General features: G+C 47.2%; 10 protein-coding genes. 1 reads left to right on the plus strand and 9 read right to left on the minus strand.

Translation table 11 applies throughout. The features are described 5' to 3' along the window. Positions 1-84: 84 nt before the first annotated feature. The 4 genes from BMY63_RS08670 to BMY63_RS08685 all read right to left on the minus strand — a co-directional run bounded on the left by BMY63_RS08670 (position 85) and on the right by BMY63_RS08685 (position 5,415). Positions 85-1,425, minus strand: coding sequence for a FimB/Mfa2 family fimbrial subunit (locus BMY63_RS08670; protein WP_177178413.1), 1,341 nt, complete (start codon positions 1,423-1,425; stop codon positions 85-87). A gap of 131 nt (positions 1,426-1,556) precedes the next feature. Continuing rightward, complete coding sequence (locus tag BMY63_RS08675; protein WP_091900955.1) at positions 1,557-2,591, minus strand: L-rhamnose/proton symporter RhaT; 1,035 nt, start codon at positions 2,589-2,591, stop codon at positions 1,557-1,559. Positions 2,592-2,619: 28 nt separating this feature from the next. Next, a complete protein-coding gene (locus BMY63_RS08680) occupies positions 2,620-3,870 on the minus strand; it encodes an L-rhamnose isomerase (RefSeq protein ID WP_091900954.1) in 1,251 nt (416 codons plus the stop codon). A 33-nt stretch (positions 3,871-3,903) separates the two neighbouring features. Next, positions 3,904-5,415: a rhamnulokinase gene (locus tag BMY63_RS08685; RefSeq protein ID WP_091915999.1), complete on the minus strand. Its 1,512-nt coding sequence runs from the start codon at positions 5,413-5,415 to the stop codon at positions 3,904-3,906. A gap of 190 nt (positions 5,416-5,605) precedes the next feature. Between BMY63_RS08685 and nhaD the strand changes: the two genes are divergently transcribed. Beyond that, complete coding sequence (nhaD, locus tag BMY63_RS08690; RefSeq protein WP_091916001.1) at positions 5,606-6,937, plus strand: sodium:proton antiporter NhaD; 1,332 nt, start codon at positions 5,606-5,608, stop codon at positions 6,935-6,937. Between the two features lie 3 nt (positions 6,938-6,940). Here nhaD and BMY63_RS08695 read toward each other — a convergent pair whose 3' ends face one another. From BMY63_RS08695 to BMY63_RS08715, 5 genes are read right to left on the minus strand one after another with little or no spacing between them, the layout of a single operon-like run. Continuing rightward, positions 6,941-7,810 (minus strand): AraC family transcriptional regulator, encoded by an 870-nt coding sequence (locus BMY63_RS08695; RefSeq protein WP_091900951.1) that lies wholly within the window; start codon positions 7,808-7,810, stop codon positions 6,941-6,943. Positions 7,811-7,822: 12 nt separating this feature from the next. Then, a complete protein-coding gene (locus BMY63_RS08700; RefSeq protein WP_143065761.1) occupies positions 7,823-10,567 on the minus strand; it encodes an ATP-binding protein in 2,745 nt (914 codons plus the stop codon). A 19-nt stretch (positions 10,568-10,586) separates the two neighbouring features. Further along, a complete protein-coding gene (locus BMY63_RS08705) occupies positions 10,587-13,349 on the minus strand; it encodes an ATP-binding protein (protein WP_177178414.1) in 2,763 nt (920 codons plus the stop codon). Continuing rightward, positions 13,346-15,424 carry an ATP-binding protein gene (locus BMY63_RS08710; RefSeq protein WP_091916006.1) on the minus strand — a complete coding sequence of 693 codons (2,079 nt, stop codon included), beginning with the start codon at positions 15,422-15,424 and terminating at the stop codon, positions 13,346-13,348. The genes BMY63_RS08705 and BMY63_RS08710 overlap by 4 nt, the downstream gene beginning before the upstream one ends. A gap of 14 nt (positions 15,425-15,438) precedes the next feature. After that, a complete protein-coding gene (locus BMY63_RS08715) occupies positions 15,439-17,577 on the minus strand; it encodes a sensor histidine kinase (protein WP_091916008.1) in 2,139 nt (712 codons plus the stop codon). Positions 17,578-17,605 lie beyond the last annotated feature (28 nt).

Here is a 17,605-nt window from a genome sequence, read left to right on the forward strand (position 1 = left end):
AAACAAACAACTACTAAATATATATAATCAAGATGATCCTCGGAGCAGTGATGTTCTGAGGATCTTTTTTGAGATATATTGTCCTTAGAAAGTGATTGTGGTCACGGGACGGAGATATGCAATTGATGCGATGTCCTTATTGAGTTCTATTTCCCCAGAATTATCGCTGAAACATGCATAGGAGTTGCCGTTGTCATATAGGTAACTGGCTTTATTGGCACTATTCATAAAGAAGATGACTTTTGCACCGTTTGGATACCTCGCGTCTTTCGCGGCATAGAGAAGTATCGCTTCTGAAAGGGTCGGAAGCCTCCACGTTGCATCAATTCCGTTAACGGTCCATTCTGCAAGTCTTGCCTTTATTTTTTCTTCCTTAACGTTTTGGGAGTCGTTGGTCTCTAGAAACCTGTTTTCTTTTAGCGGAGATAATAGTGTAACTTGGTTGCCATTCACTGCTAGCACATAGCATTCTTTGTAGAAAGAACCAGCTTTGAGAGTGTTGTTCGAGACTGTTGTTTCTTCTTCTTCTTCTTCATCATCGTCGTCTGTCAGGTTTTTGCTGCCTGTCTCGTCGAAACGGAATTTAATAGATTTTTCTCCAGCCCAGGTCACCCCTGTCATCGTCCCGCTGAGTCTCACGTTAGAGCCATAGTGGTTATCGGCATACTGACCTTCAATGTTGATCTTGTAGTTGGCAGTCAGTTCCTCGGCACAGGTGTATGAGTAGTGGTTGTTACCGATGTTTACGGTGATGGTTGGTTTACCGACTGACGGCATGGCATAGATATCAGCTATTCTCTCTTTCCAGGTGCTTCCGTCCGTCTGCCTCTTCAAAGGTATAGTAATACTGCCGTTCTCTCCCTGCCAACTTCCGTTCAGCAAAAGTGACTCATAGAGGGGTGAGATGCTCACGCTGACATCTGTAACCATGTCTGGTACGTCTTTGATGACAATGCTTTTGATGCGTATGACCTTACGCTCCATACCCAATGTCAATAGATTGGTGTCATTGGCAGAAAGTGTGACCGTAGCATGCCCTGTCATCAGATCGTCAAGCATTTTTCCTTCCTGGGGGCGGATGATGGATGTCTTGGATGCATTTTCTTGTGTTGGTAGGACTAGTCGACTATCTTCTGCCCCACCAATGGCATATATGTCATATACGCCTACTGGCAGGTCAATGGAGAAAGGTGTCTCCTCATCCTCAAGTGTCTGGATTGTAACACATTTCCCATCAGAGGCGAATACATAGAGTCTGACGGGGGTCGCGATGAAGGTATCTTCCGAATCGTCGATTCCACGTGTCTGGATTGTCAGACGACTATTCGCTTCATCCGAATCCTCGATTAATACTTCCTTGCCGCAACTGCACAAGGTCAATAAACCATATACGATGGTGAGAAAAGATACAAGAAATGATTTCATTGGTCTTTCGTTTTTTAGTTTAGAGATAATGTTAGCAACGCATGGGAATCCTATAATCCCGTTTGCAAAGGTATGAAAAAAATCCTGAAACATACAAATATTTCAGGATTTTTTTATGAACTGGTTGTATATCAGATTAGTTGGGGAAGAAAACAGGAGATGACAAGCACCACAATACCAATGGTGAGTACGATGATCGTCTTCTGTGAACAACCCTTCCATTCCTTAAGGATGATGCCCCAGACATTGGAGAAGACAACGTTGAGAGCCATCAGAATACAGAACGCAAGTGTAAGTAGTGTTGGCGACTCGGCGAGAAAGCCTTTGCCAAGAGCTAGCCCAAAGAACTGCGAGTACCATAATGTGCCGGCCAACAGACAGAACAATAGGTTATTGCCCCAAACGGCAGTCTTCTTGTAGTCGCCCCATGTGCCATTCTTCTGGTTCTGCCAGAAACAATAAATGGCATTGGTGATGAAACCTCCTAAGGTGACGAGTAGCGTAGCTGGTAGTGTGCGATACATGGGGGCTGTCAACTCACCGAAATTAATGCCCTTGCCGAACTCCAATCCTACATTGAAGCATCCGCTCATGAAACCTGCCAACAAAGCAATCGCAAGTCCTTTTGGGAAATTGAAGTCTTTTACGGCGGCTTTCTTCTCTTCCTCCGAAAGCGTGGCCGCTTTCATTGAGCCGGCAATGCCAATGATGGCAATGCCAATAAGGGTTACAACAACACCGAGAATGACGGCGAATGTCAACGATTCCAACGCATTGAGATCCGGGAAGAAAATGTTGAGTAAAACAGGTCCGAGAATAGTCCCAAGACCAGCACAGGTGCCGAGGGCTATCGACTGTCCGAGAGCTACACCAAGGTAACGCATGGAGAGACCAAATGTCAGTCCACCTATACCCCAAAGCACACCAAAGAAGATGGTCATCCATATGTTGAACGACTGTTCTGTAGTGAACAGTTCCCAAAGGGAGTGCCCTGCCGGTACGGCCAACAGTGCACCGAGAAAAGGCAGTATTAGCCAAGCAAACACACCTTGTATAACCCAATACGACTCCCATGACCAATCTTTGATCTTGTTGATGGGAACGTAACAACTGCTTTGGCAGAATGCACCGATGGCAATGATGAACAAACCAATGATAATATTCATAACATCATCGTTTTAGTCGTCGTAATTGTTATCTTTTTGAAGTAACATTTTTCTCGTATTGTTGAATGGCTGCGATGTATTCTTCGCCAACAGGTACATTATTCTTCAGGTTGAAGTAGTCGAATACAGCACCGAATGGCATGCTCTTGGCCTCCTCCATTAGAGCAAGACGCTCAAAATTCTGGCCGTTGTCCTCATACTCGCATAACTTAGCTTTTGGCTCAAGTAGTGCCTGCAGGATGCATTTCTGTGTGGCACGAGTACCGATGATGTATGCACCGATGCGATTGATGCTGGCGTCAAAATAATCCAAGCCAACATGGGCGCGGTCAAGAGCGTCGCAACGGACAAGCTCCTTGAAGAGGTCGAGGGTCTGGTCGTTCATGATGGTAACGTGGTCCGAGTCCCAACGTACAGGACGTGATACATGCAGCATGAGTTCGGGTACGTACATCAGCAGAGTGGAAACAAAATCGCTAACGTTTTCGGTCGGCTCGTAGTGCCCGGTGTCAAGGGTGTACATCTGTTTGCGGGTAGCGCAATAGGCTGTGTAGAAGTCGTGCGACCCAACAGTATAGCTTTCAAGTCCAATGCCGAACAATTTTGCTTCGAAGCAGTTTTTGACACCATCAAGTTTCTCCGTCATAATCTCATCGAGTGATGAGGCTAGAATCTCACGGTATTTCTTGCGCTGAACGGGGATGTCCTTGGAACCATCGTGTACCCAGATGTTCATGATACAGGGATCGTTCTGGGCCTTACCCATCGCATCAGCGATATGTCGGCAGCGCTTTGTGTGTTCAATCCAGAAATCACGAATACCTTTGTCGGGATTTGAGAGGGTCAGTTCGCCGCTCTTAGGATGTGAGAATGAGGTGGAATTGAAATCGAGTTTCATGTTATTCTCTTTTGCCCAGTCAATCCAACTTTGGAAATGTTTTACTTCCACCTGGTCGCGATCAACGAATTGCCCTCCGAAGTCACCGTAGATTTCATGGAGGTTCAAACGGTGATTGCCAGCAATTAGGGTCTTTACGAACTCAATGTCCTGGCGTACCTCATCAATATTGCGGGCACGACCAGGATAGTTTCCCGTAGTCTGTATTCCGCCGCTGAGTGCCTCATTACGCTCAAAACCGACAACATCGTCGGTTTGCCAGCAGTGCAGGGATATCTGTTGCTTCTGAAGCTTGTCAAGTACGGCGTCGGTGTCGATACCGATAGCGGCATAGCGCTCTTTCGCTACGGCATACGCTTTTTCAATTAGATCTGCTTTCATAGAGTTTGTTTCTTATAATGTATTAATGAATTCTTATCGTTTTGTGACCCTGAGATATTTGTCATAGGCAAGATCCCAAATGTCCTTATCTGTAGGTTCGAACCTCACAAGTTCAATACTGTTGGCGATAATCTGGCGCATTTCCCAGATGTCTTTGACCAGTCCAGCGGTTTTGGCCTGGAGCATGATGTTGCCAATGGCGGTGCCTTCTTGAGGTCCGGCCAAGACGGTCGTACCTGTGGCATTTGCGGTGAACTGGTTTAGATATTTGTTCTGTGACCCACCACCGATAATGTGAAGTACATCAATGGTATCTAACTTATGGCCATCGGCCGTCGATTTTTGATTGGCAAACTCTCGCAGCCACAGAAACACTTGACGGTAACGTAAGGCCAGTGAGTCGAAGATACAACGGCAGATCTCTGCCGGCGTCTCTGGAATAGGTTGCCTTGTTTGGCGACAATAGCTCTGGATGGCTTCAATCATCGAAGTAGGATTAGCAAACATGATATCATCAGGGTTGATGAGAGAGCGGAACGCCTCTGCTTTCATGGCAGAACCCTGTAACTCGGGATGAGAGAGGCTTCTCACGGCATCGGTCCATTCCTTACGGCAACACTCATAGAGCCACATTCCACAGATGTTTTTCAGAAAACGAGTCGTTCCTTCTATACCTCCTTCATTGGTAAAATTACGTTCATAACTCAGGTCATTAATGATGGGGGCTTTTGTTTCGATGCCCATCAGGCTCCAAGTGCCACTGGAAAGATAGGCAAACCGTTCATTCTTAGCAGGAACAGCTGCAACGGCACTTCCTGTGTCATGACCAGCAACGGCAATCACGGGCACAGGACCAAGTCCGGTCAGTCGTTGTGCCTCTTCGGTCAGTGTACCAATAACAGTACCGGGATCCACCATCTTCCCAAACGTGTTTTGGGCCAGTGCAAGACTGTCCAGAAGCCGCTCGTCAAACTGTTTCGTCCTTGGATCCAACAACTGAGACGTTGAGGCGATAGTATACTCGCAGACCTTCTTGCCAGTAAGCATCCAACTTAGAGCGTCAGGCATGAATAGGATTTCTTTTGTGCTATTCAAGGCGGAGTTCTTTTCCTGTCTCATGGCATAGAGTTGGAAAAGCGTGTTGAAGTTCATGAGCTGGATACCCGTGATGTCGTATATTTCTCTCTTCGATATAACCTGCCTGAGGTAATCGTTCATGGCATTAAAGGTGATAGGATCTCGGTATGCACGAGGATTCCTGAGGATGGCGTCGTCGTCACCGATCATCACAAAATCTACGCCCCAGGTGTCAATTCCGATACTGGTAATCTTGATGTCTCGTCTAACCACCTCTCTCAGACCACTTATCATTTCAAGGTAGAGCGCATGGATGTCCCAATAAAAATGCCCACCCTGTTCAATAAGGTGATTATGAAAACGGGTAATCTCTTCCAGAGTGAGAGAACCGTTTTCTATACTTCCGATGATGGTTCTGCCACTGGTAGCACCCAAGTCGACCGCAAAGAAATAATTCTTGCTTTTCATTTTGTTTCCTGATTTGATTAGCAGTTGGATGAATTGATGGCAAAGGTACAGGATTTTCAATCAGCCTACCATGACTATTTGATTTTTGCACATGAATTTTTGATAAACAGCTTTTTTTTACTTTATACCTTTTATTTCTCATGTCTTTTTCGTACCTTTGCACCGTCATTTTAAATATCATAAAAACGCTATGTCGACATTAACAGTATTGATCGTCGTTATTTTCTGTATAGGATACCTCTGTATCGCTTTGGAAAGTCTGACAAGAATTAATAAGGCAGCTATTGCGCTGCTGATGTGTGTGTGCTGCTGGACTCTGCTGATGATGGGACCAGCATCATATTATCCAGAGGTCGGAGGAAGTGAGATAATGCATCATATCAGTGAGGTGATAGAACATCATCTGGGTGATGCTGCTGGTACGCTTTTCTTCCTGATGGGAGCCATGACTATTGTTGAAATCGTTGATTCGAATGGGGGCTTCAACTTCGTTCGTGATACGATGAAAACACGCTCCAAGCGGAAACTCATGTGGCGGATGGCCTTTATGACCTTCTTTCTCTCTGCCATTCTTGATAATCTGACGACATCGATCGTTATGATTATGGTTTTGCGAAAACTTGTACAGAGTCGAGAGGACCGCATGATCTATGCCGCGTTGGTTATTATATCAGCCAATTCTGGAGGTGCATTCTCGCCTATTGGAGATGTCACGACTATCATGCTATGGATTAAAGGGGTGATTACCACGCAAGGGGTGCTTACTGAGATATTTATTCCTTCGCTTGTTTCTATGTTGGTGCCGGCTTTTATCCTTCAGTATCAACTCCAAGGAAAATTCGACAAAGAGCAGAACCTGCCGAAAGCCGATGTAAGTCTGTTCACGAAGAAACAACGTTATACCATTTTCTGGCTTGGCGTGGGTGGTCTCTGCTTCGTACCGGTCTTTAAGACAATTACTCACCTGCCACCATTTATGGGTATCCTTCTGGTCCTTGGTGTTCTGTGGACTGTGACGGAGATCTTCCACTATAATACTGCCGAAGACGATACGATGGCAAAGCGCGTTAGTGACCTGTTATCGAAGATCGACCTCTCAACGATCATGTTCTTCCTTGGCATTCTTATGGCGGTGGCTGTGCTGCAAGAGGTTGGCGTTCTTACTGCCCTAGGTGAGGGACTTAACGAGGCATTCGCAGGTAACTACTATGTTATTAACGGTATTATCGGAATCTTATCTTCGATTGTCGACAATGTGCCGTTGGTGGCGGGTTGTATGGGTATGTATCCCGTAGTAGCAGAAGGGGCGATGGCTGTCGACGGTATCTTCTGGCAACTGTTGGCCTATTGCGCAGGTGTCGGCGGTTCCATGCTGATTATCGGCTCTGCCGCAGGTGTCGTCGTCATGGGACTGGAGAAGATTACCTTTGGCTGGTATATGAAGAAGATTACGTGGATTGCCTTTGTGGGCTATCTCGCGGGTATTCTTGTTTACTGGCTGCAGCGTATGCTTCTGTTCTGAAGCCTATTTGCTTTTGACTTCGCTGGGCTTACAGCCCATCTTTGCCTTAAATTTGGCGGAGAAATAATCTGGACTCTCGAAGTTCAGACGGTAGGCGATCTCCTTGATGCTATAATCGGTGGTCGTCAGAAGTTCCTTGGCACGTTGTAGTCTGAGTTCTTGTTGGTAAGTTGCCGGCGAAAGACCAGTATATTCTTTGAAGAGTTTACGGAAGTTGCTGTAGCTGACCCCCATCTCCTCTGCCACTTGCTGAATGGTGAGATTGCTTTCCAGCGATTCACGGATTCGAAGACGTGCTTTGTTGACCATGTTCACCTGCGTCTGGTTCTTGCCTAACTCGATATTTCTTTCGAGCGAGTACATAAGTCCGATGAGGTTGTTGACGATACCTGCCATGACCTGCTGGGAGTAGGCCGCCTCTTCAATGGCGGCCTCATAGGCTCGTCTATAGAGATGTTCGATCTCTGCGGAGTAGCCGATGTGATAGATGGGCTTTTCCACAGTAAGGAAGCCCGCTTTGACACGGTCGTCCATATTTCTTCCCTTGAATCCTATCCAGTGACTTTTCCAGCCTGTTCTGGCATCGGGATGGTAGGTGTGCCACTCTCCCGGGAATAGCAAGAACATATCGCCGGCCTTCAGACGGGTAGGGGGGCAATGGGCACTTTCGAAGATCCCACTTCCTTCAGGGTTATAGAGCAACTGGTATTCATTCAGTATACGACCTTTCTCCACGTTGAAGTAGTAGCCGTCGGCATGTCCTATCGTTGGATAGGAATCATCTGGTGCAATCTCCTCGTAGCCAACGGTGCTGACAGAGAGTCCCCATTGGGCATCACGCTCGTTTGCAAGAAGATATTTACTTGTTTGCATGGCTGTTTCTTTTTAAGATGTGATATCTCGCGGTGTCCACAGCCAGAACCTGGAACCTTGTCCAGAACCTTCTGATGTGACACCGATCTTTCCACCACAGTGTTCAGCGATGGCTTTGCAGATACTGAGTCCAAGGCCCGTACCTTGAACAAAGTCGTTGAGTTTGACAAATCGTTCGAAGACCGAGTCCTGTTTTTCTTTGGGGATGCCGGCACCTGTATCCTCGCAATAGTAATAGATGCCTCCATCCTCTTCATGATAGCCCACTTTAATATATCCTTCGCGAGTATATTTTACGGCATTTGTCACGAAGTTCGTAAGTACCTGTTGAATTCGTCCGATATCAAGGGTCGCAGGATAAGTCGTGTATGGGTTGTCTTTGATGAACTTCACATGAGGACCTTGTACTCGTTGCGCCAGTGTCTGACAGATGTCATCAAATGCCGTCGCAAAATCCACCTTTGTAGGTTTGATGGCTAATGATTGTCCCATGTTAGATGCTTCAAGAATATCATTGATCAGGCGCATGAGCATCTCACAGTTATTACGGATGATGCGAATGAACTCCATCCGTTCCTCAGAACTGTCAACCACGGGTAACAGGTCACTGAAGCCCACAATGGCATTCAATGGTGTCCGGATCTCATGGGTCATATTGGCAAGGAACGCACTCTTCATCTTGCCAGAGTCTTCCGCACGTTTCGTTTCTTCTATGAGTTTCTGTTGTGTAACCATCAGATTCGTGATATTACGTGCGATGCCGAAGTATTTGATTAATGTACCATCTTTGTCAAAGGTCGGAACACCACTGATGGAATACCACACCGTTTCTTCCTCAAGTGGGGTATACTTGTAACGGTGGATGGCATTATAGGGCTTCTTAGTCGCCACACACTCCTTGATACCGTTGAGGAGCGTCTCACGATCTTTCTCATCAACACCTTTGAAAAACTCTTCAAGCGTCTCATGATATTCTGTCTTGTGAGTAGTGCGGGTGAAGTTGATGACATTCTTTTCCGGATCAAAATGCCAGATGAACATCTGACTGTTCTCCAACAAGTAGTTTAACTGCTTCTCGTAGTGACTGATGGTCTCATTGGCTTTTTGTATATTTGCATCGTGACGACGCTGCTCCAGATACATAATACGCTCTTCTGACAGATCGCGTGCTGTCACCACATAGAATCGCAGTTCATCATTGTTGTCAAAGGTAGGACGTACCTTGAACTCGATATACTTGTCAATGCCATACTCTGGGTAGTGCATTTTCTGACATACGTGGAAATTCTCATGACTTTTAGGGTCGAACTGACCTTTGAGAAGTGGAACATCAAACAGACACACCTGATGAAAGTATGCTTCAATCTGCTCGTCGAAATCGCAGAGGCGCTTCATATTCTCATTGGTGTCAAGAAGGATTCCATTCTTGTCGTAGATCGACATGGCGACGAGGTTCGTACCGAACATCTTCAAGTATTTACTTGCTGTCTCACTGTTCACACGCTCCTCCTCGATTTCCTTACTGATATCTTTAATGGAATATACGATGTAGCGCGGCTTTCCGTCTTCGTATTCAACAACAGTATTGCCACGCAGGTATCTCCAGATAGGTGCCGCCTCTGTTCCGGCATTCCAACGGCGACTGACGGCCCACTGTCGACTGCGCTCTGCTTTTTTCACCATGGCATCGTGTCCTGATCCCTTTCTGTCGTCAGGGTGGAAATGCTTGATGAGTTCTTCTATATCCATGCCTTCCTCCGGCAGATGGTCACCGTAGATATTCTTGGCGTGTCTTGTGTGGAGATCATACTCTATGATGTAGAAGTTTCCCATGTTGAGAGCCTGCTCCATCATCTGGTTGATCTCAACGGATTGGCGTACTGCGGCTCTGACGCGGGCATGGATCAGTCGACTCAGTAACAGGGCGATAACAGTGACAATGATAATACCAGTTAGGATGATCAGAGCCAAGGGCGACGTGTCGTTATGTACACGTTCCGGATGGAACCACTGGTCGTGGATTTTCTCCAGTTCTCCTAACTGTTCTAGTCGTGCGTATTCATCGTCGATGGCATTTATCAGCTCTTTGTCATAGCCCACGATGTGGAACTCTCCGTCTGGAATGTCAACATCGCTGAGTACGATATTATCGAGTGTCAGTTTCCTGATGGTCCATTTCAGCTGTGCTTCACTCCAAATGAAGTATTTGTGCTCTCCTTTGCTGATGTCTGCTAGAGCGGTTTTGGGCGAGAGATACTTGTAGGGCGACTCAAGTAAGTTGCCCGTGACAATCTGGTTGGAGGCATAATCATTCTCTTTTAAGATGACAGTATCTTTCTTCGTCAGATGACTGAGTGCAACAAGTGGTTGGACCTTTTTGTAAGTAGCCACCTTGACGCGGTAATAATCTATGATACTATGCGAGAGAACATAGGGACGCCCATGATATCGGTAACCCGGATCAATGATAATGTCTGCCTCGTGCCTCTCGAAGGCGGCCATAGCCTCTTCCCCTTCTGTCATCAGTACCTTGTATTGAATCTGAAGCTTGTCGAGGATGGTTCCCAGTAGTTGGATGTTATAGCCGTCAGGTTCTCCTTCATTATTGAATTCGTAAGGAGCCATGTCCCAGTTACAGGCAATGACCAGAGGGGTCTCGGCGTCGTATGCTTTTTTTAATTGCGCATGAGCGATATGAGTGCAACCGAGGAGCAGCACTAACACTGTGATGTAACGTATGAATGGTTTTCTTGTCATGTCTTCTTCCTCCTTCTTTCTACTTCCTTTCAATTTCCGAGGCCTTACATGGTATAGAGAACCAGACCGTTGTTCCTTTGCCCTCGACAGATTTGAGACGAATGGCTCCCCCCATGCGTTGGGTCAATTCGTGACAGATGCTTAGGCCAAGGCCTGTTCCCATGTCGCCTCCTGTAACAAATCGTTCGAAGATGTGCTTTTGAAGAGACTCGGGGATGCCACTTCCGTTATCTTCTATCGATACGACTAGTCGGTCGCCGATATAATCATAGCGTGCCAACACCTTTCCTGAGGCGGTATGCTGGACGGCATTCTTGATAATCTTCTCCAGAATCATTGAGAAGTTCGTGTCATCAATATCGATAATCAACCGTTTGTAGGGATTCTGGACAACATACTCCACACCTGGCTTACGATCACTGGCCCATGCCGACTCGCATTTTCCGTCAAAGACGGCCGCAAAGTCGATGGGAGCAGGGGTGATGGCGACCATGTCTGCATCCAGGCGAGAGATGAACAGGATATCGTTTATCAATTGGAGCAGTTTGTCGGAGTTGGTCTTGATCTCATGAATGAACACGGCTTCATCTTCCTCGGAATGCTCCATCTCAAAGAGTTCGGAGAAGCCTACCACCGTATTGAGTGGTGTTCGAATCTCATAGCTCATGTTCCGCAGGAAGGCGTTCTTGATTACTTCCACCTCTTGTGCACGGAGTGTCTCTTCCGCAAGTTTGGCCTCTGCTGATTTTAGTTCGCTGATGTCGCGGCAGACACCAAAATACTCGTTAACACCGTGACCGGTCTCGTGGAGAGGGATGAAATGGAACTGCAGATATAGAGGAGAACCGTTCTTCCTGAGAATGGTCTTGACATCCGCATGGATGACTGTCGCGGTCTGATTATCCATACTGTGGAGAGCTTGCTGAACGAGTTTTCTGGACTGTTCGTGAACAAGTGCCAGCAGACGGGTCTGTGTGAGCGTAAACTCAGGCGACTCGGCTTCTCGGTAGATGGTGAGTGTATGGGTGGTCGGCTGGTATCTGCCAATGCGGATACCGCCTACACTCATGGCATAGTCGATGTTTTGTATATATCCTCTTACCTCGTCATTAGCTTCCTGCAATAGTTTGATGTTCTCCTGTTGTTGATGGTAGGAGTTCGCAACCTCTGTGATGTCGCGGCCTGTACCATAGATACCGAGCAACTGACCGTCATCGTCATGAACAGGAATCAGCTGCTGTTCATAATAGCTTTTCTCCTTGCGTCTCCACAGTTTACCGTTGTGTCCTTCTTCATCTGGCGGAATGATCTGTGTGGCATAGAAATAATCGAGATCGTCAGCTTGAAGGTCGTGAATACCTGTTACGTCGGCAATGGATATCCGCTTGGCTAACAACTCCTTGCGGTTGGTGCCGAAGGTCTCGCATGCTTTGTTATTTAGGTCATAGAGAATACCGTTGCTATCGTAATATACCATATCAACCATAGCCGTCTCAAAGATTGACTGATATCGTAGCTTTGTATCCTGAATCTTCCGCATGCGGGTGTGCTCGTCAGTCTTGTCGTTCCCTGAGCAGATAATAACCGTTGGTTTCTTGTCCTTGTCACGTTGGAAGACAGAGAGCTTGATGCTGTAGTCGCGTTCTTCTCCATCATCCTGTCTGGACCTGATGTCAAGGGCTATGGTGTGTACCTTGTCTTCTATAACTTGTTTCAAGGCTTGGTTCAGATGGAGGAAGTCATCAGCACTGTATCGGCGTGAGAACTCAAGAGAGGAGTATTCTCGTTGCGGCTTTCCGTGCTGGTCCATGACCGTGAATATCTGCGTGGCAACATGGTAGGTCCAGAATCTGACACGACTGGTTCGCATAATCAGGGTGAGCCGTTCGTTGTTCCTTTGCACATTCCTGGTCATCTTACGTTCCTGTAGTCTGTAGAAGATATAGTAGCCAAGTACGAGGACGGCGAAGAGTGCCAAGGCAGAGATGAGTTGCCATATCCAAGAGGGGATACCTGTCTCTTTCCTGTTAGGGTAGAACCACTTATTCTGGATTGGCTGTAACCGTTCTGTGGCACGGAGGACAGAGAAAACACTGTCGATACGGGCAAGCAGGTTCAGGTCTTTCGACATGAACTTATACTCTCCGTAAGGAAGATCAATAGGTGTAATCTCAAGGTTGTCCAGGTGATATCTCCAGAGTAACCATTTCAACGACATCGTGTTCCACAGGATGACACCCTCTCTCTTGGCGCTGACCTTCTGGGTGGCTTCTTTCATGTCGTTGTACGCCTCAATCTCTTTGGCCAGGTTGTGGTCCTTGATATAGTGGTGACTGAAACTCCCTTCGTGTACAATGATGGTGTGTCCCGCCAGATCGTGCTCGTTTCTGATACCTAAGTTCTTGCCCTTTGGCGATACGATACTGTGAGTGAAAAGTTGGACGATAGACTTGCTGTACGAGGAGTTTCCCCTTGAGAAGCTCGCATCCATTCGGAGCATCAGGTCTGATCTCCCTTCCTGTAAGTCTTTCTGGGCTTCCAACGTAGGCTTCAGCTTGATAATATAGGGTATGTCCAGTTCTTTAAAGATTAGTTTCAGGAGATCGACATTATAACCGTCAGGCTCACCGTTCTCGTTTAGGAAAACATAAGGCCACAGATCCCATGCGTCTTCGTAGATCAACGGACGTTCTGTCGAGTAGGATCTAGCATAATCGGCTTTCTCTTCAGCTATAGCAGACAGAGTGCACAGAAGCAGTATCAGAATCGTGAGTTTCTTCATGTATTGTCGGATGCTTGGTCGCTTTCTTTGATGGTCTCTTCCCGTTGACATGGAATCCACAGCCAGAATGTGGATCCTTGTCCTTCTCCTTCCGAAAGGATGCCGATATCTCCGTGGCATCCCTCGGCAATAGCCTTGCAGATACTAAGGCCTAAGCCCGTTCCCTGAATAAAGTCGTTGAGTTTGACAAAACGGTCGAATACCTTTTCCTGATATTCCTTTGGAATGCCAACTCCAGTATCTTCACAAAAGATATACAGTCCACCGCCGTCTTTCTCTTGATATTCATATCCCACCTTGATATGCCCTTCATGGGTATATTTGATGGCGTTTGTCACAAAGTTCGTGATGACCTGCTGTATACGTCCTTTGTCAATCTTGGTGATGAACGACTCGTATGGGTTGTCTATGATGTATTGCACCTTTGGCTCCTGCACACGTTGTGCCAGAGAGTTGCAGATGTCGTTGAAGTCCTTAGCGAAGTCGGTAGTCGTTGGCTGCACATGGATACCGTTTGTCTCCAGAGACGATACCGCAAGGATATCGTTGATCAGACGGAGCAGAATATCACAGTTGTTCATGATGACTCGTGTGATCTCTTTCTTCTCTTCTGGGGTCGTCAGCATGGGGAGCACATCAGAGAAACCCACGATGGCGTTGAGTGGCGTACGAATCTCATGTGTCATATTCGCCATGAATACGCTTTTCCTCCTGCCGGAATCGTTGGCCCGTTCTGTCTCCTGTTTCAGTTGTTCTTGTTTCTTGATGAGAACAGTGACGTTGCGGATGATGCCGTAGCAACCTACGAATTGATTGTTTCCATCATAATAAGGTACACTATCGATGATGTTCCACTGAGGCTCATCGCTTTCGTGGAAGAGCGGACGTGTATTGCAGAGGAAGTTCCGTGGTTTATTGAAGGCGGCCTCCGGATGTTCGAACAGCAGCTTGCTGGTGTCGGATGTTGTGATAAGACAACTCTGGAAGTGCTCAAGTGTGATCTTTCTCTCTGGTCTGCTGAGTCCTCTATAGAAGGTCACTTCATTGTTGACAAAAGAACAGCGCCAGAAGCGCATGTCGCAGTTGTCCATCAGATACTGCAGCTCTCCCTCATATTGTTGGATCTTCTCGTTGGTGTCACGTATCTCCTTGTCGTTCTTCTTGTTTTGCAGGTAGAGCTCTCTTTCCTGTGTGATGTCTCGGATGGAGAACGTGATATAGACAAGTTCTTTCTTCTCATCGTAGATAGGGTGTAGTCGAAGCTCCGTGTAGCAGTTGACACCCCGTTCAATGATAACGCTCTTGGTGCAGAAATACAGCTCCTCCACATGACGGTTGTTCAGCACCTCCCTGAAAGTGGGCATGTCGTAGATGGTACGGTTGAAATAGAAAGGATCGTCCTCGGATTGGAACCTCAGGATCTCCCGCATCTTACGATTGGCTGTTATCAAGTGGCCTTCTTTGTCGTAGAAGGCCAGTCCGGCGATAGGCTGCTCAAAGATCATACGGTACTTGTCAGTCATCTGGTTCTCCTGGCGTTCCAGCAACACCTGATCCGTCTTGTCGGTGAGCGTGCAGAAGATATTGGTAGGCATCCTTCTCCTTTTGTCGGCAAACTCTACAATACCGATATCCTGGATAAATCGCCAGTAGGGTTGTCCGTCACCTCTGTTAAGATCCCATCGGAACATACATTCCTCGGTATGGCCATTCTTTATCAGTCGCTGTAGAAAGTCGATGTATATCTGACGGTCATCAGGATGAATGTACTCGAGGCTCTCTTGATAGCTGAGTCCTTTTTCTGGCAAGAAGTTACCATGCATGTTATACGCATACCTCTCTTGTATGGATAATCGGATCACATCGTTCCTGCTGACGTTCAGCGTCTGTTGCATGATTAACGCCAGATCCTTTACTCGTCGGGCATTATGCCGTATTCGCATGATGCTGATATGGGTGACCGCCCATACAAGCAGGAAGGCGACGACGGCCGATATAACCATCAGCAGGGATACGCCTTCGATGCCAGGGTTATGGTGGATATACAGTAATATGTTTGTTAGTAGTGTCATCATCTTTTTTCTGGTCCTTATATGATTATTTCGGCCTTCTTCTCCAGACTGGTCATCTCGCAAGGTACACTGACATAGAAGGTGCTACCCTTGCCTGGCGCTGTTTGCAGTTCTATCGTTCCCCCCATCTGTTGCAGAAGTTCCTTGACGATGGGCAGATCGAGCCCTGTACCAGGATGTCCGTGCTCCGTTTCTCGCTCAAAGCGATTGAAGAGCCGTTCTTTAGCCTCGGCAGTAAAACCTGTGCCAGTATCCTCGATGGTAATCATCAGCTCACCATGGCGGTATTCGCATTTAGCCCTTACTCTTCCTTCGTGAGTCGTATAGAGCGCATTGGCACAGAGCTTTTGGACGACCATCCCGAGATTCTGTTGGTCTATGATGACGTTCAGGTGGTTATAGGGATTATCCACGCTGACCTTTACCTCGGGAGATAGGGCGCTCCATCCCATATAGCACCAGCCTTCGAACAGTGGCACGAAATCACATTCCTGATAATTAAGCTCAATCATATGAGCATCCAGCCGTGATATGAACAGGATATCATCGATCAGCCGTAACAGCACGTTGGTATTCTTCCTGATCTCTTCTGCAAAGATAGGCTCATCCTCGATGCTATGCTCATTGTTGTAAAGTTCCGCGAAGCCGAGAACGGCATTCAATGGCGTCCTTAACTCATAGCTCATATTGAGCAGAAAGGTGTTCTTCAGTTGCTCGGCATCCTGTGCCTTGGCCGTTTCCTCCTGCAGTTGCAGTTCTGTATAGGTGATCTCTGTCTCGTTACGACACATGCCGAAATAATGGGTTACGTGTCCGTCGGCATCAAAGATTGGCATGATATGGAAAGACAGATAGATGTCTCTTCCTCGGCTGTCGCGCATGATCGTTGGGAACGTACAAGTGAAGGTCTGCCTCTGCCGTTGGTCCATGCGACGGAAGTAGCCTCTGGCTCTTCGATGGCTGTCCTCTTTGAGCAAAGCGATGGCGCGCAGTTCCGTCAACCGATACTGAGCCTTGCTCAGATCACTGAAGAGCTCTAGAATATGAGTCTCTGGGTTGTAGCTCATCAGTTGCACGTTGCTCGCCTTCAACGAGTAGTTGATATTGTCTATATAAGTCTGAATATCTTTGGTCGTCGTCTTCAGCTGTCTGCTCATCTGACGCTCGTGATGGTGTGACTCCACCATCTCCGTGATATTTCGTCCGGCTGTGACGATGCCCCTCAGACTGCCGTCCTCGTTGCGGAGGGCTCTCACCGATACCTCATAATAGATCGTGCCTCTTAGCAGAACCTCCGGAACCTTCTCGTCCTCTCTCTTCACCTTGTCGATATTGGTGATGGATGAGCACAGCAGATGATCCAAGTGCTCAATGTCCAGGTCCTTGTAGGCAGGGATGTCGGTAATCTTGATCCTCCTTCTCAGTAGTGAGTCGCGGTCTGATATGCAGAACGTCTCACAGGCCTTATCGTTGATCTCCGTCAGATATCCGTCGGCATCATAGAAGATCATGTCGACCAGCGAGGAGTTGAAGACATTGTGGTAGCGTAGCATCAGTTTCCTGACTTTCTCGCCGTTCTTTTTCTCTTCGGTGATATCGTGCTGGATACCCAGCAAGGCAGTTGGACGATGATGCTTGTCATGGCGCAACACAGACACGTTGACATCGTAGATCCGTTGCTCTGTCTCTGCATCTTTTGGTATAGGTCCTTTGATGAGGAAAGACTCCGACAGGGTCTCGCCAGCCGTCATCGACTTAATCGTATTCCTTATGGAGCCGACATCACTGGGGTCGTAGTTCTGTGCAAAGTCAAAGGGAAAGAAGCTGAGCTCCTTATTATCGTCTGTATAAACCTTGAACACGTGTTGCGAGATGTCGTATACCCATGTCTGTGTCTTGTTCGAGGCGAGGACCATCGACAGTTGGGCATTAATCCGTCTGGCTTCCGCACCTGCTTCCTGTTCACGGTAATAATAAATCCGATTGGCGAAGATCATGACAAAGAGCATGATCAGGAAGATGGCTATCAGGTAGGCGAGTGTATGGTGAATATCGAAAGCATCCAGGATTTTTTCAGACTGTGCCCTTGCTGTTATGCCTTCTAGTAAGAAGACGCTGCACATGCTTATCCTGGCGAGATATATGTGAATACGCATATTATTGGCTGGTCTTGTAGTAATAGCT

This window comes from Prevotella aff. ruminicola Tc2-24 (genome assembly GCF_900110895.1).
Taxonomy (GTDB): Bacteria; Bacteroidota; Bacteroidia; order Bacteroidales; family Bacteroidaceae; genus Prevotella.